General features: G+C 59.4%; 8 protein-coding genes and 7 pseudogenes. 12 read left to right on the top strand and 3 right to left on the bottom strand.

Annotated elements, in window-relative coordinates; translation table 11 throughout:
• Nucleotides 1-130 precede the first annotated feature (130 nt).
• The 4 pseudogenes from NKH01_RS32030 to NKH01_RS32015 all read left to right on the top strand — a co-directional run.
• Nucleotides 131-1008 (top strand): annotated as a pseudogene (locus NKH01_RS32030) (ISNCY family transposase); the annotation flags it as partial.
• Between the two features lie 359 nt (nt 1009-1367).
• Nucleotides 1368-1496: pseudogene (locus NKH01_RS32025) on the top strand (IS630 family transposase); the annotation flags it as partial.
• A 61-nt stretch (nt 1497-1557) separates the two neighbouring features.
• Nucleotides 1558-2748, top strand: a pseudogene (locus NKH01_RS32020) (IS3 family transposase).
• 19 nt (nt 2749-2767) lie between these two features.
• A pseudogene (locus NKH01_RS32015) lies at nt 2768-2945 on the top strand (transposase); the annotation flags it as partial.
• A 207-nt stretch (nt 2946-3152) separates the two neighbouring features.
• On the opposite strand, the gene NKH01_RS32010 reads toward NKH01_RS32015, so the two are convergent.
• A complete protein-coding gene (locus NKH01_RS32010; protein ID WP_353024299.1) occupies nt 3153-4085 on the bottom strand; it encodes an isopenicillin N synthase family dioxygenase in 933 nt (310 codons plus the stop codon).
• 878 nt (nt 4086-4963) lie between these two features.
• On the bottom strand, nt 4964-5176 hold the full coding sequence (locus NKH01_RS32005) for a hypothetical protein (protein ID WP_353024298.1): 213 nt from the start codon (nt 5174-5176) through the stop codon (nt 4964-4966).
• 325 nt (nt 5177-5501) lie between these two features.
• On the opposite strand from NKH01_RS32005, the pseudogene NKH01_RS32000 reads away from it, so the two are divergent.
• The 3 genes and pseudogenes from NKH01_RS32000 to NKH01_RS31990 form a co-directional block, all read left to right on the top strand.
• Nucleotides 5502-6279: pseudogene (locus tag NKH01_RS32000) on the top strand (transposase); the annotation flags it as partial.
• Nucleotides 6280-6350: 71 nt separating this feature from the next.
• Nucleotides 6351-6560: pseudogene (locus NKH01_RS31995) on the top strand (transposase); the annotation flags it as partial.
• A gap of 188 nt (nt 6561-6748) precedes the next feature.
• Entirely contained in the window at nt 6749-7039 is a 291-nt protein-coding gene (locus tag NKH01_RS31990) for an aminotransferase class IV (protein WP_502912709.1), read from the top strand.
• Between the two features lie 604 nt (nt 7040-7643).
• On the opposite strand, the gene pyc is transcribed toward NKH01_RS31990, so the two are convergent.
• Nucleotides 7644-11114 carry a pyruvate carboxylase gene (pyc, locus tag NKH01_RS31985; RefSeq protein WP_353024297.1) on the bottom strand — a complete coding sequence of 1157 codons (3471 nt, stop codon included), beginning with the start codon at nt 11112-11114 and terminating at the stop codon, nt 7644-7646.
• Nucleotides 11115-12161: 1047 nt separating this feature from the next.
• Between pyc and NKH01_RS31980 the strand changes: the two genes are divergently transcribed.
• The 5 genes and pseudogenes from NKH01_RS31980 to NKH01_RS31960 all read left to right on the top strand — a co-directional run bounded on the left by NKH01_RS31980 (nt 12162) and on the right by NKH01_RS31960 (nt 19345).
• Nucleotides 12162-12395, top strand: a complete 234-nt coding sequence (locus tag NKH01_RS31980; protein WP_353024296.1) for a helix-turn-helix domain-containing protein — start codon at nt 12162-12164, stop codon at nt 12393-12395.
• Nucleotides 12396-13212: 817 nt separating this feature from the next.
• Nucleotides 13213-15207, top strand: a complete 1995-nt coding sequence (locus NKH01_RS31975; RefSeq protein ID WP_353024294.1) for a CocE/NonD family hydrolase — start codon at nt 13213-13215, stop codon at nt 15205-15207.
• 300 nt (nt 15208-15507) lie between these two features.
• Nucleotides 15508-16176 (top strand): annotated as a pseudogene (locus NKH01_RS31970) (transposase); the annotation flags it as partial.
• A gap of 618 nt (nt 16177-16794) precedes the next feature.
• On the top strand, nt 16795-18378 hold the full coding sequence (locus NKH01_RS31965) for an ABC transporter substrate-binding protein (RefSeq protein WP_353024292.1): 1584 nt from the start codon (nt 16795-16797) through the stop codon (nt 18376-18378).
• A gap of 28 nt (nt 18379-18406) precedes the next feature.
• Nucleotides 18407-19345 (top strand): ABC transporter permease, encoded by a 939-nt coding sequence (locus NKH01_RS31960; RefSeq protein WP_353024290.1) that lies wholly within the window; start codon nt 18407-18409, stop codon nt 19343-19345.
• Nucleotide 19346: the final 1 nt, after the last annotated feature.

Below are 19346 nucleotides of genomic sequence, written 5' to 3'. Positions count from 1 at the left end.
CGACCATCAGGAGAAGCATCAACGATTACGCGCCGCCGGTCTCCCGGAGCGCGCTCCGGAAGACCGGCGGCAGCGCTATACTGGGAAGATTCAAACGGCACTTCTGCGGAGTATTGAGCCGGCATCGACACCGAGCGACAGCAGCCTGCTGTGGGACGCCGTCCGAATCGTGGTGCGCCTGTTGAAGCAGGCTGATGCCTTGGCCGGCGGCGCCGGCTTGGCATGGCACGATCACTGCCGCGCGGCCAAGAAGCGCGCCCGCAAGATCCAGTTCACACGCGGTCGACCCAATCGTGTTCTGCTCTACCACGAACTGATCGGGATCGCCCACGCCACCTTGGCCTATCTGCGGCAGGCGACGGCGCAATTGGCCGTGGCGGCCAACCCACTCATCTAACTCTGGCAGGCCCAGGTCTGTCACTATCGGCCGCTGATCGAGCAAATCATCACACAAAGTGAGCGGCGGGTGTTGGCCGGCGAGCTGGTCCGGCCAGCGACAAGCTGGTCAGCCTGTTCGAGTCCCATGCCGATATCATCGTCAAAGGCAGCCGCGACACCGAATATGGCCACAAGCTCAACCTGACCACCGGCAGGAGCTGCATGATCCTCGATCTGGTGATCGAGGCGGGCAATCCGCGCGACAGCGATCGATTGCTGCCCATGCTGGAACGCCACATCGCCTTCTATGGTCACGCGCCGCGGCAGGCGGCGGCCGACGGCGGCTTTGCCAGTCGCGACAATCTGGCTACAGCCAAGATCTTGGGCGTTCGCGACATGGCATTCCACAAGAAAGCCGGCCTCAGGATCAAGGACATGGTTAGAAGCAATTGGGTTTACCGCAAGCTGCGCAACTTCCGTGCCGGCATCGAGGCCGACATCTCATGCCTCAAGCGCGCCTACGGCTTGGCGCGCTGCACCTGGCGCGGCATTGATCACTTCAAGAGCTACATCTGGTCCTCGGTCGTAGCCCACAATCTCGTCCTCTTCGCATGTCTCAAACCGACCTGATGCCGAGCCACCATCGGAACTGCGGCGCACCGGCCAGAGCTGGGCCTCGCAGCGTGCGCGCGATTGCGCCACATCGCCCTTTGCGCCGATCCCAGCGTCCTAGATCCTGCCCATCCTCCCAAAAACGTGTCGACGAACGGCAACTGGTTGCAAATGTTCGCAAAAAGAAGCGTTTATGGACGGAAACTAAGCTAGTGAGAACCCAGTTTCGTTAGCGGTGAAATGATCTCCGTCGACGGCGGGCGAACCAAGCAGATATCCCTGCCCGCCATCTTGGATGAGGAGTACCGGGCCAAGCTGACGAAGGCATAGTGACGCGCCCGAACTACACCTGACGAATTGACCGTAGTGGGTGAAGTCGCTCACGCCATAGCTATGTCTGTCACGGCACCACTTGCTTGTTCGCAGCCCTCGATATCGCCTCGGGCTTCGTGATCGGCAAATGCTGCAAGCGCCACCGCGCGGCCGAGTTTCTCGACTTCCTCAGACCTTGCCCCTCTGATCTAATCCGGTTTGAAGTTCGTTCTGGCCCATCGAGAGGACCAGGACATGAAACGTAGCCGCTTCTCTGAAGAGCAGATCATCGGAATTTTGAAGGAACATGAGGCCGGGGTATCGGTTTCCGATCTGTGCCGCAAGCACGGGGTCAGCGACGCCTCGATTTACAACTGGAAGGCCCGCTTCGGCGGGATGGATGTCTCCGAGGCTCGGCGACTGAAGGCTCTGGAGGACGAGAACACGCGGCTGAAGCGGCTTCTGGCCGACGCCATGCTCGACAATGCCGCGTTGAAGGATCTTGTGGGAAAGAAATGGTGACGCCCGCGGCCAAGCGGAAAGCTGTCGCTCGCCTGAAGGAAGGCTTCGGGATGAGCGAACGGCGGGCGGGTAAAGCCATCGGCTGTTGCCGCAAGACGGTTCGCTACGAGACCAGCAGGCCGGACGACCGCGAGCTTCGCGAGCGGATGAAGGCGATCGCGCAGGAGCGTTGCCGGTTCGGCTACCGGCGTCTTCTCGTGATGCTGAGGCGGGAGGGCCTGGTCGTGAATCACAAGAAGCTGTTCCGGCTCTATCGGGAGGAGAAGCTCGCCGTTCGCCGCCGTGGCGGCCGCAAACGGGCGATCGGGACCAGGGCGCCGATGGTGGTGCCGCTGAGGCCCGACGAGCGCTGGTCGCTCGACGTCGTATCGGACCAGCTCACAGACGAGCGCCGCTTCCGCATCCTGGCCGTCGTCGACGACTGCACGAGAGAGTGCCTGGCACTCATCGTTGATACGTCTCTCTCGGGCATGCGGGTTGCCCGAGAATTGGACCGGCTCATCACCGAGCGCGGCCGGCCGAGAATGATCGTCAGCGACAATGGCAGCGAGTTCACCTCGAACGCCATCCTCTCCTGGGCGGATCAGAACCGCGTCGAATGGCATTACATTGCGCCCGGCAAGCCGATGCAGAATGGCTTCATCGAGAGCTTCAACGGCCGACTGCGCGATGAACTGCTCAACGAGACGCTGTTTACTTCGCTGGCTCAGGCACGCGTCGCCATCGCCCGTGTGGCGCGCCGACTACAACACCGCCCGGCCGCATTCCCAAATCGCCTGGCAGACACCGGCCGAGTTCGCCACCACCTTCAATCTGCGACGGTCGCTCGCGCTGCGCGATGCCAAAGGCTCCGCGCCAGCGCCCGTCGCTTCACCCGTCCAGCAGGGCACAACCCACGCCGGAAACGAACTCAAAAATGGATAGAAACTGGGGGCAAGGTCACCTCAAGCAGATCGACGCCCATGTCCCGCAAGGTCTCGATGTCCACATCATCATGGATAACTATGCCACGCGTAAGACGGCGGCCGATCCGGACCTGGCTGGCGCGGCGGCCGCACTATCATGTGCATTTCACGCCGCCGTCGGCCTCCTGGATCAACCAGGTCGAATGCTGGTTCGCGAGCCGTGGCGCTGCAGCTTGCTTGAAAAATACCGCGTGGATGTTGTGTGGCAACATTTCAAAAAATGCGTCGGTATCGACGTGACTCTCCGATGCGCTGCAGCCCGCCGCGCTTATGCGCGCGACGAACGCTTCTGGGAGAGTTCTTCCAGGGTACCACGTGCCGAGTGGTCGCCATCGTTTGCTCACGCTTCAGAAAGCCGAACACTTACTCCAACTCTAGCGCGCGTCCGCCGCCGTTCCCCTTTTCCCAGACTGATTCGAAGTTGCGCAGCATCATTTCTGCGACGCTGAAGGTATGGTTGCCGTGACGCGAAGTCAGGCGTGCGTCCACGTCGGGATAGATAAAGAAGGGAAGCGAAATTCGTTCGGCCGGACCACTGTGCACGACCTGATGCGGCGTACTCTTGAACCGGTCATCGCTCAAGGCCTGAAGCATGTCACCCAGATTGACAACGAGACTGTCGGGCAGACTCGGCACCGGCGTCCAGCGCTCGCGAAACCACACCTGCAAGGAGCGCGTGGGGAGTTCCTCCTGCAGCAGCAGCGTGAAGAAGCCACCGTCGGTATGCTTTCCGGCCGTGCCGCCAGTAGATGGATACCGGATCACGCGTTGCAGGACCGTCGGCGGGCTGAAATGGCGTCGGAACCAGCCCTTTTCCATATCGAGCAGGTCGGCCAGGGCGCCACCCAGCTGCGGCACAACCTCGTTGAGCACTGTAGCTTGCAATGCAAGCAGGCTTCGAGCGAAACCAGGAGCCAACACGTCATCCGGAAGGCGCGTGATTCCGGCGAACGGACGCCGGTCGCCCTGTTTCTCGATCCCGAGGTCGAACATTTCCTTTGGATCGGGGCCGGCCTCGGGATGCAGCATTTCACCGTGCAACGGAATGTATCCCCGGGCGGTAGCGGGGTACACGTCTTGAGAGGCGTGACCGTAGAGTTCCTTAGTAGTCTGTGGCAACGCGAAGAAACGCCGAGAAGCGTCGATGGCTTGTGCAATCTGTTCTTTCGGAATTCCGTGCTCGATAAGGTAAAAAAACCCGTACTCCTCGCAAGCCATGCGTAAGCACTGTTGTTCTTCAACTCGGGTTTTATCGGACGACAGTTTCGCCAGTGATATTTGCGGTAGCGTGGTCATAGCCTCTTCTCCCTTGGTGCTTTGCCCTTATGGGGCTCTTGGATACCTGTCAGTCTCTTGATCGCGATGTATCAGTGGTCATCTAGACAGTGGGCTGGCAAAGGCGCGGTCGCATTTTGTGGACGGCTCATCTCGTCATCAAAGGACGGGTGACGCGAGCCAGTTCGAGCAGCCAATCCGAGGCCGGACATGCCCGAGAGTGAAGACACTGCCGCAGACCGTGTTGTGATAGTTCGCCCCTCGTTTATTTGGAGAGCGGTTCTCAAGGTCGACGTTGCTTTTGGACATGGCGGTCAACGTGGGATTGTCGGACGTTTCTCCCGTAACGCCCCTCTTTGTTTTTGAAGTAAGCTTGATCCTAACTTTAATACTGCCAACGCCTGCTCGGACAATGTCTCTTGTCGCTACATCATTTTCTATGATCTATCAGCTTTCCGGAAAATACAACTCAAAGTATGGAGAATATCAATATGTTATTGTTAAACTTTTTTTAAGGTGCTTTAATAGACATTGCAAGCAAGGCGTATTCCCTCGAATTCAAGGCGACGACTTTTGAGGAACTTTCCTGCTGATCCTGTTGGAAGATACGCCGTTGATCGGTCTCAAACTCGTTCGAATTTCATGCTGACCGTGCGATCTCAACTCACAAACGGGAGCCGTATTATTACAGTTTTCCGCGTGAGATGCCGAAAGCGGTGCGTCATCAAGGCTTCCTGCCCCTGTGGTCCAGAAGCAATTCAAAAATCCGCATCGGCATGGACCGCCGCTCCGACTTGCCGCCCAGTTCCATGATGCGAGGGGCGATACGTTCTGAGGCGGTCCTGAGAACCGCGTGGCCGGTGGCCATCGGTGCTGTTAGGACGATACCGCCAATGCATCTAAATCAGCGCCGAGTCTGCCGTCCGGCCATAGCCGGTGAGAATATTGATTGTTCCGGCTGGCAGCCCCGGCCGTCCTCGGGGCGCATCAATATGGCGGCCGAATGGATGGCTCCGGTTCAGAGAATCACGACGAAGCGCGATAAGACTGCCGGCCGGAGTTGTTTCCGTCTCGACGCCCGTGATGGCGCATTCTGAAAAGGTCAGCAGCACAATTGTCGCTTCCGAAGATTGTCAAATTGGGGTCGAGAGCGGACGCTCTCGGACAAGTAGGCAGATCGTAGCAGAAACGCAGTGACCGTTGCGGTTGTGAACGGAACAACGGAGTATCACCGACGGGCTTCTGGCGCATGTCAGGACACTATACGGGCCAAACGGCCCTGCGCCATCATCACTTCGAGTCCCTCGGACTCCGGCTCTATGTCTCTGCCAAGCTTAAATTCGATCGAGCCGCCGTGGTACGGGCCCTTATGCCCGGTGGTGTGGGAGGGGCAGCGCCGTGAGGCGTCCCCCTATCCCAATCAATCCTCAAACCGTTCCGAGCATCGATCCCGAGGTCGCAGTCTGCCTGATGCTCGCCGGCTTCCTGCTCGGGATTGTGCACGATCGCCGGATGATGCGCGAGGCGCAGGTCAACGTCGCCATCCGGTGGTTCGTCGGCTATGGCCTGCATGAAGCGCTGCCGGATCCATTCCTCGTGGACACGCATCCGCCAGCGCTAGGGCGAGAATCGGTTCCGCCGGATGTTCGAGCGCACCGTCCAGGCCTCCATCGAGGCAAAGATCGCCAAGGGCGAGGTGGTTGATGTCGATGCTTCACTGATCCGAGCTGACGTGAGTTGGGACAGCCTAGCGGTGCGCCATGTCGAGGCTGTGAGGTCGGTGAACGAGGATGCTGAGGCCGCTCTCAAAAGGAGCCGCAAGACCGGGAAGTTCAAGAAGGTCTGCTTCACCGACCCGGATGCCAGCATGGCCACCAATGGCCGCAATCGCCGGCTGGAGCCTGCCTACAAGCAACATGCCGTCGTTGATGATTCGCGCGGCGTGGTTCTGGATGTCGCCGTGACCACGGGCGAGATCAACGAAGGGCAGATGATCGTCGAGCGGATTGATGCCACGATGAAGGCGACGGGGCTCTCCATCAGCACCGTCACTGCCGATGCCGGCTATGCCTATGCAAAGGTTTACGGAGCTTTCGAGTCTCGCGCCATCGAAGCTTTGATCCCGGCCAAGGCTAAGCCGATCCGAAGTCCCGTACCGCTACGCCGTTTTCGCTACGACGCCAAGCACGACGTCCTCAAATGCCGGGGGCGTTTATCTTGAGCTTCAATGCCGTTGGTCCCGATGACGCCACCTTCGGTGCGGGCGACGATCTCGCTCAAAGCTGCGCCCCGGCTTTCGCCCAGGAGACGCCCGATGCGTCTGTACAATGGCGCGGCGTCGTCGCCCATATCCAGCCGAATGTGCCGGAGGTGGCGACAATCATGGACGACGCCGAGCCGACGTGCTGTCCTACATGACCTTCCCGAAGGAACATCGCGCCAAGCTCCACTCGACGCTCGATCGAGCGTCTCAACGGCGAGATCAAGCTGCGCACCGTTCGTCCGAAACCTAACATTCTTCGGCGGCTAATCGACCGATGGCGCACTTCTAGGCATTTGGATTTACATGGCGGAGATACCAACGACAGGTCGATCGAGATCATTGCGATCGCGGTTGACGCTTCTGTTCCTGATGATCAGAGCGGTGCCGGGGGGTCCTGCCGCGATTCTGCTCGGACGGCCGCTTGAAGACACCGGCTTATGGCGTCCTTGCCGGCATTACCCGCCAGACCGTATTTGCTCTATGCGGCGAATTGAGTCTATCCGTCAGCGCCGGCGACATTGATCGTGACGAGCTGAAGGGCGCCGATGAGGTTTTCATTACGTCTACAGCGGGCGGGATCATGCCGGTGTCCAAGATTGACGAGACCGTTGTAGGCGACGGGAAGGTTGGCGCTCTAACACGCCAGTTGACAGACCTGTATTGGGAGAAGCATGCCGATCCGGCATGGTCGCCCCCGGCAAATTACGCATAGTGCAGCGATCGTTCTTCCCCAGCGCGGGGAGTCTGTGCTGCCGTGAGTCTACCGACGCCTGAGCAATGGGTCAGTACTTCCAGGCATGCTAACCACCCGCTTCCGCATGCTGTAAGTTCACCCTTGGGGCCGACATCGGTTTAGGATGACGCGAGTTCTTAGCAGAGATCGGAGTCGGACGGTGCCGCATTGAGTCATAGCGAATTGTGCAGGGCGAACCTCCGTTTGGTGAGCGCGAATTCCCCGCATGCCTTGCCGCCGCGTGCCCCGGCTGCGGCGGACGGAGATCGATCCGAACTACCCTGGCATCCCTTCGGCCCCTGCGACCCGGGCTTGCTGCTCGCAGAGCAGCGTCAGTCTTCGGTGCGCGGGCAGGCGGAGCTCAAAACACTCGAGCGCTATCTGCCGCCGAAGAGGCCCGGGGTCGTGCGTGTACGGCGAAATGCGGCGCGACAACGAAGCTGCGAGCGTTGCGTCAATCAAGCAAGATGAGAATGCTGGCGGGTTGGAACGCAGGGAGGTTAGCCCGACTGGAGTTTCAACCCGGCGTTTGTCGGATGATCGCGGTCGACTGGGTATGCCGGTAGTCCGAGAGCTTTCAAAGTCATGGGCATGCAGCCTCCACAACAACGAGCAGATCTTTCGCGTCGATCTGATCGCCCGCTTTGACCAGCACTTCGGCGATCACCCCGTCGCGCTCGGCATGCAGCGCCGTCTCCATCTTCATCGCCTCGATCGACAGCAGCACGTCACCCGCCTTGACCGCCTGGCCGGCAGCGACCGCAAGCGCCGAGACGACGCCAGGCATCGGCGCGCCGACATGCGCCTCATTGCCCGGCTCCGCCTTGCGCCGTGCCTTGGCAGCGGAGGCGCCATGCGCCCGGTCCGACACCTTCACCCGGCGCGGCTGCCCGTTGAGCTCGAAGAACACGGTGACCATGCCCTTTTCGTCGACATCGCCGATGGCAAGGCAGCGCACCACCAGCGTCTTGCCTTTTTCGATGTCGACGAAAATCTCGTCTTCCGGCTTCATGCCGTAGAAATAGGTCGGCGTCGGCAGCACGCTGACCGGCCCGTAGGTCTCCTGCGCGGCGGCAAAATCGGAAAACACCTTCGGATACATCAGCCACGACGCGAACTCGAACCCGCTGAGCTTGCGCTCGAGCTTTTGCTCGACCTCCGCGCGACTGGCCTTGAGGTCCGCCGGTTTGAGCAGCGAACCCGGCCGCACAGTGATCGGCTTTTCGCCCTTCAGCACCTTCTTCTGCAATGGCTTTGGCCAGCCGCCCGGCGACTGGCCGAGATCGCCGCGCAACATCGACACCACCGAATCCGGGAAGGCGATGTCCCTCGCCGGATTCTCGACGTCGGCGACGGTCAGGTCCTGGCTCACCATCATCAGCGCCATGTCGCCGACGACCTTGGACGACGGCGTCACCTTGACGATGTCGCCGAACATCAGATTGACGTCGTGATAGGTCTGCGCCACTTCGTGCCAGCGTGTCTCCAGCCCGAGCGAGCGCGCCTGTTCCTTGAGGTTGGTGAACTGACCGCCCGGCATTTCGTGCAGATACACCTCCGATGCCGGCCCCTTCAGGTCGCTTTCGAAGGCTGAATACTGGTTGCGCACCGCCTCCCAGTAGAACGAGATGTTCCTGATCCACTGCGGGTCGAGGCCCGGATCGCGCTCGGTGCCCTTCAGCGCCTCCACGGTCGAACCCAGGCACGGCTGCGAGGTGTTGCCCGATAGCGAATCCATCGCCGCGTCGATGGCGTCGACGCCGCTCTCCACCGCCGCCAGCACCGTTGCCGCCGACAGGCCGGATGTGTCGTGGGTGTGGAAGTGGATCGGCAGGTCCGTCGCCTCGCGCAGTGCCTTGAACAGCGCGCGGGCAGCGCTCGGCTTTAGAAGCCCAGCCATGTCCTTGACGGCGATGATGTGGGCGCCTGCCGCCTGCAATTCCCTGGCCAGGCCGACATAGTATTTCAGATCGTATTTGGCCCGCGCCGGATCGAGTATGTCGCCGGTATAACAGATCGCCGCTTCGATCAGTCTGCCCTCGGCGCCGACCGCATCCATGGCCACGCGCATGTTCTCGACCCAGTTCAGGCAGTCGAAGACCCGGAACAGGTCGATGCCGCCGGCAGCGGCCTGGCGGACGAAATGCTGGACGACATTGTCGGGATAGTTGGTATAGCCGACGCCGTTGGCACCGCGCAGGAGCATCTGCAGCAGAAGGTTGGGTGCTGCCTCGCGCACCAGCGACAGCCGCTCCCATGGGTCTTCGGTGAGAAAGCGCATGGCGACGTCGAATGTGGCGCCGCCCCAGCATTCGAGCGACAAAAGCTGCGGCAGAGCACGCGCATAGGTGCCGGCAATTCCGGCAATGTCATAGGTGCGCACACGCGTCGCGAGCAAGGATTGATGCCCGTCGCGCATTGTCGTGTCGGTGACCAGCACCTCTTTTTGCTCGCGCATCCACGCGGCGAATTTCTCCGGCCCGAGCACGTCGAGCTTCTGCTTGCTGCCTTGAGGCACATTGCCGTTGAGATATGGCACTACCGGTGGCGCCGCATCGGCCTTTGGCTGCGGCCGGCCGCGCGTCTCGGGATGACCATTGACCGAAACGTCGGCAAGGTAGTTGAGCAGCTTGGTCGCGCGGTCCTGCCGCTTCACACTGGCGAACAGTTCCGGCGTCGTGTCGATGAACTTGGTGGTGTAGGAATTGTCGGCGAAGCTCGGGTGATTGATGATCGCCTCGAGGAACGTGAGGTTGGTCGCCAGGCCGCGGATGCGGAATTCGCGCAGCGCCCGGTTCATGCGGGCGATGGTCTCGGCCGGCGTCGGCGCCCACGCCGTTACCTTTTCCAGCAGCGGATCGTAGAAGCGGGTGATGACCGCGCCCGAATAGGCGGTGCCGCCATCAAGGCGGATACCGAAGCCGGTGGCACCGCGATAGGCGGTGATGCGGCCATAGTCGGGGATGAAATTATGCTCGGGATCTTCCGTGGTGATGCGGCACTGCAGGGCGTGACCGTTGAGCCTGATGTCCTTTTGCGCCGGCACGCCCGATTCCGCCGTGCCGATGGCAAAGCCGTCGAGTATATGGATCTGCGCCTTGACGATGTCGATGCCGGTCACCTGTTCGGTGACGGTGTGCTCGACCTGGATGCGCGGATTGACCTCGATGAAATAGAATTTTCCGGTGTCGGCATCCTGCAGGAACTCGACCGTGCCGGCGCCGATATAGCTGGTTTGGCGCGCAATTCTCAGCGCGTAGCCGCAAAGCTCTTCGCGTTGTGACATTTCGAGATACGGCGCCGGCGCCCGCTCGACGACCTTCTGGTTGCGGCGCTGGATCGAACAGTCGCGCTCGAACAGGTGCACGGCGTTGCCTTGGCGGTCGCCCAGCACCTGCACCTCGACATGGCGGGCGCGCTCGATCAGCTTTTCGAGATAGACCTCGTCCTTGCCGAAAGCCGCCTTCGCCTCACGCTTGCCTTCCATGACCTCGCGGGCGAGATCGGCCTCGGACCGGATGGCGCGCATGCCCCGGCCGCCGCCGCCCCAGGACGCCTTAAGCATCACCGGGTAGCCGATCGTCTTGGCGAGTTCCTTTACCGCCGCCATGTCGTCCGGCAAGGGATCGGTAGCGGGAATTACCGGCACACCGACTTCGATTGCGAGATTGCGGGCGGCGACCTTGTTGCCCAGCCTGCGCATCGTATCCGGCTTTGGCCCGATGAAGATGATGCCGGCCTTGGCGCAGGCTTCGGCGAATTCCGGGCTTTCCGACAGCAGGCCGTAGCCTGGATGGATGGCATCGGCGCCCGATAGCCTGGCGACGCGGATAACCTCCTCGATCGACAGATAGCTTTCGATCGGCCCCATATCCCTGGCCAGATGCGGCCCGCGCCCGACCTGGTAACTTTCGTCGGCCTTGAAGCGATGCAGAGAGTATTTGTCCTCCTCTGCCCAGATCGCCACGGTTTTAAGGCCGAGCTCATTGGCCGCGCGGAAGACCCGGATGGCTATTTCGGACCGGTTGGCGACGAGGATTTTTGAGATCGGCATTCGACTCCTCCAAAGGATGCGCGTGAAGATGCCGTCTGCGGTGCCAGTATACGCATCGAGCATGGATTAAGCTGCCGTTTTGTGGGTGCGATACGGCAATGATCGCTTCACAGCCACAAAGAACCAGCCATGTGCTGACGCCATTCGGCTGGCAGCTTTGTGGACAGAATTGCCTTCTAAGTCACGAGCCAGCTTCCTTACTGCGGTTGTTCCGGGAAAACGTGAGCCTTTTCACTGGCGGATCGGTATGACCGCATGACCGGCACGTCCCAGATGGAAGCCCAGGGAGGCGAGAGTCTCACGCTGGCTACTCACCCGCTGCACCTGGTGTACGGTCACGGCGCAGACCGTGAGCTGTGTTCTCGAAGCCGGATCATTCGATGTGGCCACTGCCTGTCGGTCCGGCCGGGGCTGGTCATGGCGTCATGGTTCTCTCCATGAACCACTTCATCATCGCGCTGTTGAACGCAGTTGCCACTGGGTTCGTACAGTAGGCTTCGAGTAGCGCCAACCGCCCTCGGGCTTCGGTCCAAGGCTGCCGTTTGCGCAATATGACGACAACCCATGACCGCGACAGAGACGCCAAAATGAGCCGCCGCCGATTGTCGCGAATGGCCACCGTCAACAAAACGCGCGATCCGCTCCTGAAGATCCAGCGAGCAAGTGTTCCCGGATCCGGTAGAGTTCGCTCGACAGGAGTATGCACATACGGCAAGGCGAGCCGGTGTCGACGCCGCTCGACGAATGCGACCGTTTTACGCCGGCTCACGATAATCGGCATCGCAAAAGGTGACCGGCGCGCTTGGGAGGTACCTGATAGCGCCGGCCAGCGGAATCAGGTTCGCCGTAGCCCCGAAATAGTTGAGGAGCCATATTGTCGATTACGCAAGTACTCTGGCCTTAGCCCGCCTCAAAGAATTCATCGATGTGATCCTTATCTCGGGCGGCCTCATCGATCTTTTCCTCCTTCGCAAATGGCGTGCACATCGCCGCGCGCACCGTAAAGCTGAGTCTTGATTGCGTGGCTCGCATGTTGGTCATTTGATATTGAACATCGCGATCCTTATAGGGAACGGGGCGGGACGCAATTTACTTTTTTGTCAGGGCCGGGATAACAATTACTCATGTCGAAGAATTATCGTCGGCTTCCACCAGGCTGACAATGAGCTTTCGGTCAACCAAGCTACAGTGAGCACTCCAAGCGACAGTGAGCCGCATATCTTGATGCTGGAAAACCGCCTCGACACCCAGCTTTTCACCCGCAGAAACCAGAAGGTGTGATTATCCCCGGCGAGGAGTTGTTTGAAGCTGCGACCCTTAGCCTGGCGCATATTGCAGCTTTTGACAGTGTGCGGAATCAGAAAGCCCGACGGTTGACCGTCGGCATGGCAACGTCGTTCGCAACGCTGATGAGCCGTCGGATTGGAGATTTCGTGCGAACAACCCAGAGGTGACCTGCACTTGGCGCGCCCGGGGATCACAGCCACCGAGCTCTTCGGCGAGAAAGTCTTCCCGGCTTCCTGTAAGTCATATCAAACACACTCGCCGCGCATTCTGACTCCGGTGGATCTGGTATACGTTCAACAATTATCCAACGATGATGCAGGGCTGTAATCAGAGGCTATGGCAAACGGGCTGGGCTTGCGTCATTTGGCAAGTGATTACCTCAATGAGGTACCTTGATAAGGCCTCAGAGGGAAAGCTATCCAACTGGCCGAAAACATCATTGGTAATTCCCATACCGCATTGAGCGAGATACGTTCATATGTTCAGATCTTACGCAATTGGTTGATCACCCTGGTCGCAAATCTCAATCCGGTCCCGCCAGCACCAACTGCAGAACCATTAAGGCCACACCCGTTGCACCCAGCGAGATATCAGCTGGCCATCCATCCACCTGATAACATTTAGTCGTGCGGTACATAACTTTTTATTCCGTTGTTTTGTTGCTCCCGGGCCCCTAGCGTTCCCAACAATAAAAGGCAACAGCCTCTCAAGCTGTGCTGACGGTCCGTGACCTAAACAACTGTCGGAGACATCTATGAGCACTACGACAGACCAAATCCCTCAGGTTATAGCCCGGACAGGTCCACGCAAAGTGCGTGAAATCGAGAACATCTGGATTCCGATGTCCGATGGCACCAAGATTGCGGCGCGCATGTGGCTGCCGGAGGATGCCGAGGACAGGCCGGTGCCCGCGCTGATAGAATACATCCCTTACCGCAAGCGCGACCGTACGCGATTTCGTGATGAAACCACTCACCCCTACTTGGCTTCCTATGGATATGCTTGTGTGCGGCCGGACATTCGCGGATCGGGAGATTCGGAGGGATTGCCGCAGAACGAGTATGTCAAGCAGGAGCAGGACGACGGCGTCGACATCATCGCGTGGCTCGCCAGGCAACGCTGGTGTACCGGCAAGGTCGGTATGTTCGGGATTTCCTGGGGCGGTTACAGTGCACTGCAGGTGGCTGCACGACGTCCACCTGCGCTCAAGGCGATCATCACGGTTTGCTCGACTGAGGACCGCTATTCCACAGAGCCCTACGGCGGTGGTTTGATCAACATGGACATGTTCGGGAATACATGGGGTCCCGGTTACCCCGTTCTTGCTTGCAGTCCTCCCGATCCGGCCATTGTTGGGGACCGCTGGCGGGACATGTGGATGCAGCGTCTCAATAACGTCGACTACTATCCCATGATCCACCTTACCCACCAGCACCGCGACGCATACTGGAAGCATGCGTCACTCAATGAGGACGATGGAAATTACGGTGCCATTCAATGCCCCGTCTATGCCGTAGGTGGTTGGTTAGATCCTTTTCACCGCACGGTTCCGCGCATGCTCGCCAACCTCAAATGCCCGCGCAAAGGCCTCCTCGGCCCCTGGGCTCACCAATATCCGAACAATGGCGATCCGGGTCCAGCGATAGACTGGCTCACTGAGTCGCTGCGTTGGTGGGATCACTGGCTCAAGGATATCGATACGGGCATCATGGCCGAGCCGATGTACCGGGTCTGGATGCAGCAAGAGCCGGTAATGCGCGGCGTACACGAGACGCCCGGCCGGTGGGTGGGCGAGGAAACCTGGCCGTCGCCGCGCATCACGCCGCGTAAATTCTATCTCACCAAGGACGGACTGGAGAACAATGCCGGTACTGAAACAGCCCGTGTTCTCAAGCCTTTGCAGACGGTTGGAACAACGGCGCCGGGTTGGCATCCGTTTATCGAGGATGCTCCGACCGATCAGCGAATTGACGACGCTCGCTCACTGACGTTCGATTCCGAGCCGCTTGAGGGGGACTTCGAGATTCTCGGCGCGCCTGTGGTCACCCTCGATCTGGCGGTCGACAAACCGGTTGCGCTCCTGGCCGTCAGTCTCAATGAAGTCGAGCCGGACGGCCTGTCGAAGCGAATTACCTATGATGTGCTCAATCTGACCCACCGGGACAGTCATGAGTTTCCTGAGCCGCTGGAGCCGGGCAAACGCTATCGCATCCGCCTGCCCCTGCAGGATTGTGCCCATGTTTTCAAATCGGGCAGGCACATTCGTGTTGCCGTGTCGACTTCACGTTGGCCAACATACTGGCCGTCACCTGAGCCGGTGACGCTGACGGTTTATGCCGGGCGGTCCGAGCTCGATCTGCCGGTACGACCGCCGCGGGCCCAGGACAGGGACTTGAAGCCGTTCGGCCCGGCCTATATGCCAGAACCGACCTCCGGACGAACCATTTTACAAGAAGCGCCAAAGCCAACCAGAGTCTCTGAATGGGATGCCACAACGAGCAAACTTACGATACACAACGCCCAAGGCGACGGACGATCCCGGATTGACGCCATCGGCACCGAGATGTGGACGACACGAAGCGAGGTGATAGAAATAGTTGAACACGATCCCACCAGCGCCAAGATCGACGCGCAAAACATTACGGCGTACAAACGTGGTGACTGGGACTGCCGCATCGAGGGTCGCCTGCGGGTGAGCGTTACCAAAGACGAATTTTTATTTGTGGGTCAGATCAAGGCCTTCGAACATGACGCGGAGGTCTTCACCAAGACCTGGAACCGTACAATCCCGCGCAGGCTGGTCTAGCAGGCTTCTGATTGGGGTCGTTGAGGTCAAGCTCCTCATGCTTTATTGTCCGGACGATTTCGCTCCGTGGGTCCTTCTCTTCGCGGTCGGCGCCGGGCCGCCGCATGATGTTGGGGTTGGACGGTCCCCGCACGACATCGATGTGCCAGAATGGGGTCGTTACAGATCTCAAGCATCGGCGCGTAGTGGATTGATACGATTTGCTGCAGGTCGGGAAGACCTCCTCGCTCAGTGGCTGAGAACCTGGGCGCGGCTCCAATACCACTGACACATCAAAGCCGTCGGTCACCGGCGCCGGCCGGTCGGTCCGCCTCGACCATCTCCCGTGAACTGCGGCGCAATGCAGCCACGCGCAGTGGCGGGTTGGAGTATCGCGCGACGACCGCCTAGTGGCATGCCACCAATCGGCCCGTCGACCCAAACTGACCAAGCTTGTCCTAAACACGAGCCTTGCACACTTATGTAGAGCAGAGATGTAGAGGAGAGACTTGTGTAGAGGAGAGGCTTGCTGGCGTCGTCTTCGCCCCGAGTGGCATTCCCGTTCATGGTCCTGCCGTGCCGTGGAAGGGCCGCCGGCATGGCCCTCGAAAGGACCGGCGATGGGCCAGGGCCCGGAGCTCGGTGTAGATCCCCGCGCTTGCCGATCGACTTCCCGGACGACAAGACAATGCACATAAGTCACGAAGCCATCTATCTGGTCCTCTTCGTTCAGGGCCGCGGAGCGCTACGCCGCGAGCTCACCGCCTGCGGGTGCCGAGGGAGCGCGTACGCAGGCGAGGCAAGGGCTTTGTCTCGCTGGAGATCACGATCAGCCAACGTCCCGAAGCGGCCGGTCGCGCGGTGCCAAGGCCCTAGGAGGGAACCTTATCCTGGGCCTTGGCAGCTCCGGTCATCGGCACGCTGGTCGAGCGCACGACGCGCTTCACAGCTGCTGCATCTCTCCCTGCGCATTCTGACTCCGGAGTATCTGGTAACGAGGTACTTTTGGATCTCGACGATCAGCATTCGTCCTCCTCGTTGGTCACCTTTGAATTGGGCCCGCTGGCTTGGACCGGAGTTTCGTCCAACTTCAAACGCGCCATTACTTTCAATAGTTATCCAACGATGGTCCAGTCCGGGCTGGCGTAATTTGGGAAGCGATTCGCTCAATGCAGGCACCCGGATAAGGCCTCTGAATGAAGCTATCTCACTGGCCGAAACCATCATTTGGAAAGTCCAGATACCGCCATTGAACGAGACGACGTTCAGATCTTTCGCAATTGACAGGTCGCAGACGTAAATCCGATCTGGCCAGCTTCGCTGCCGAATATGTGCGGGCAACACCAGTCGGGTGCAACGAGATATCAGCTGGCCTACAGTGCCGCCATCCCTGATAACATTTAGTCGTGCGGCACATAACTTTTTCTTCCGTTGTTTTGCTGCTCCCGGGCCCCTAGCGTTCCTAGGTGTAAAATGGCCCGGCGAATGGCCGGATGGGAACTACGGCCTTCGCCAGCGACTTCATTTCCAACCAGCTGACCTCTGAATTTGACGCAAGCCTTCGTTGTGACTGTTATCGACTAAACAAAATCAAAATGGGAGCAGATCATGAAACATACCATGAGCAATGTAAGCCGCCGGTCCTTTCTCAAGACCGGCGCCGTGCTTGGCGGGGGGGTCGTCGCTGGCGGCATGCCGTTGTCGCAAGTCATTTGGGCGGCCGAAGGCAAAGTGTTCAAAGCGCGTTCCCCTCGTGATATCGAAACCTTCGATCCCGGCTTCTACCACGGTGAACCCGATGTCGCGGTGATGAATTGCATTTATTCAAAGCTCACGCGTTACACCCCCGGCACCAAATGGGGTTGGGAGCTGGAGGCGGCGGAAAAGATCGAGCAGGTCGACCCTACGCACGTTCGCTTTCGTCTGAAGAAAGGCATCAAGTTTACCGGCGGTCACGGCGAGATGACTGCGAAGGACGTCAAATTCTCCTTTGAGCGCGTCATCAAGCATAATTCGCCGACGAAACCTGATTGGGGTTCGTTCGACCGTGTCGAGATCGAGGATGATCACACCGGCGTAATTGTGTTCAAAGCTCCTTACGTACCTGTTTGGATGCTCACCCTTCCCTTTGGAGTTGGCCACATCCTTTCCGAAGATGCGGTCATGAAGGCGACCAAGGACGGCGGTGATTTCGGCCTGAAGCCGTCAGCTTTCTCCGGCCCGTATATGGTCAACGACTGGAAGGCGAACCAGTATCTGCTCTTGACCCGCAACCCGGATTGGTCAGGCCCGAAGCCGGGCTTTGATGAAGTTCGCATTCTGCCGATCAACGACATCAAGTCGGCGGAACGCGCGTATCAGGCCGGCGATATCGATTTCACCCATGTCAGTCTGGATTCGTTAGCGACGTTCAAGGACGCGCCACTCGCCGATACCACGATTGAGGAAAAGCCCTCGCTGGATTACGGCTGGATCGGCATCAATATGGATCACCCGAAGCTGAAGGACATTAATGTTCGCAAGGCGATCCAATGGGCGATCAACGTGCCGCAGATCCTGGATGCTGCCTATGCAGGTCACGCCGTCGTCGCAACAGGCACCATTGCTCCGGGCATTGTTGGGCATCGCGACAAGGCACTCGTCCCGCCGGAAGGCGATGTCGCAAAGGCAAAGGAGTTTCTGGAAAAGGCCGGTGTGAGCGATCTGAACTTGACCATCGATTGCCTGAACGGGAGCACAGATTCGACCATAGCCGCGATGGTGCAGGCGCAATTGTCACAGATCGGCATAACGGTCCAGGTCAATACCCAGGATTCTGGCTCCTACTGGAGCCTTGGCATGGAATCGGAAGGCGACCGCTGGAAGGACCTGCAACTCTTCGTAATGAAGTTCGATGGTTTTCCCGATCCGTCTCCTGCAACTGGCTACTTCGTGAGTAATCAGGTCGGCGTCTGGAACTGGCAGCGATTTCGCAGCGCACGCTTTGATGAGCTCAACGACAGGGCGCTCACCATCAACGACCCGAACGAGCGGGCGAAGCTATACTACGAGATGCAGGATATCATGGAGCAATCCGGCGCATTCCGCTTCCTGACCCATGGGGGCGACGCGGCTATATATCGCAACACGCGAATGCAGGCCGCAACCCGCCCTGACGGACGAGCGCTCTACGTCGATTTCAAGCCGGTTTAGGCTCGAGCGATGTGATCGGGCGGGAATCATGTGGATCTATCTCCTGAAACGCATTGTCCTCGCGATCGCAATCATTGCGATCGCGGTGGCGCTTCTGTTCCTGATGATCAGAGCGGTGCCCGGGGATCCTGCCGCGATTCTGCTCGGACCACGGGCGACCCCCGAAATGAAGGCGTTGCTGCATCAGGAGATGGGGCTCGACAAGCCGCTCGTTGTGCAGATCGCTACTTTCTTCGGCGGGCTGCTCCACGGCGATCTCGGCTTCGACGTATTCAGCCGTAAACCTGTAGCCGACATTGTCTTCGAGCAACTGCCCTATACGATCGAACTGATTTTGGTCTCGATCTTCTGGGCGGTCGTGATGGCCGTGCCGCTGGGCTGCTACTCGGCGATGCGGCGCAACTCCGTGATCGACCAGGTCGTCGGGGTCATGGCGGTCGCCACGATCGCAATTCCATCCTTTGTCGTGGCAGTCTTTGCGCTGCTGATTTTTGCCGTGACTTTGCGCTGGTTGCCAGCGATCGGAGCCGGTAATGGCTTTTGGGATGGACTTATCCATCTCATTCTCCCAGGGTTCGCCATAGGGGTTGGCTGGGTCGGCTACATCTCCCGATTGGTGCGCGCGTCCATGCTTGAGGTTCTGGGAGAAAACCACGTGCGCATGGCCCGCTCCTTCGGGATCTCCGAATGGCGCATCGTTGCGCGCTACGCGCTGCCGCTCGCAATCCTGCCGACCGTGACCATACTCGGGGTAGGCATTGCGTGGCTTCTTTCGTCCGCTGTCTTTATCGAGGTGGTCTTCGCGAGACCTGGCATCGGCGCTTTGATTGTGAACGCGGTCAATACGCGCAACTATCCGATTGTGATGGGTGTCGTCCTCGTGAGCACGTTCCTAATTGTTAGTGCTACGACGCTCTCGGATCTTGTCAACGCATTTCTCGATCCGCGAACCCGGGAAAAGCTTTGAC

The organism is Mesorhizobium sp. M1403, from assembly GCF_040317695.1.
GTDB lineage: Bacteria > Pseudomonadota > Alphaproteobacteria > Rhizobiales > Rhizobiaceae > Mesorhizobium.
This window is presented reverse-complemented; position numbering and strand designations above follow the sequence as displayed.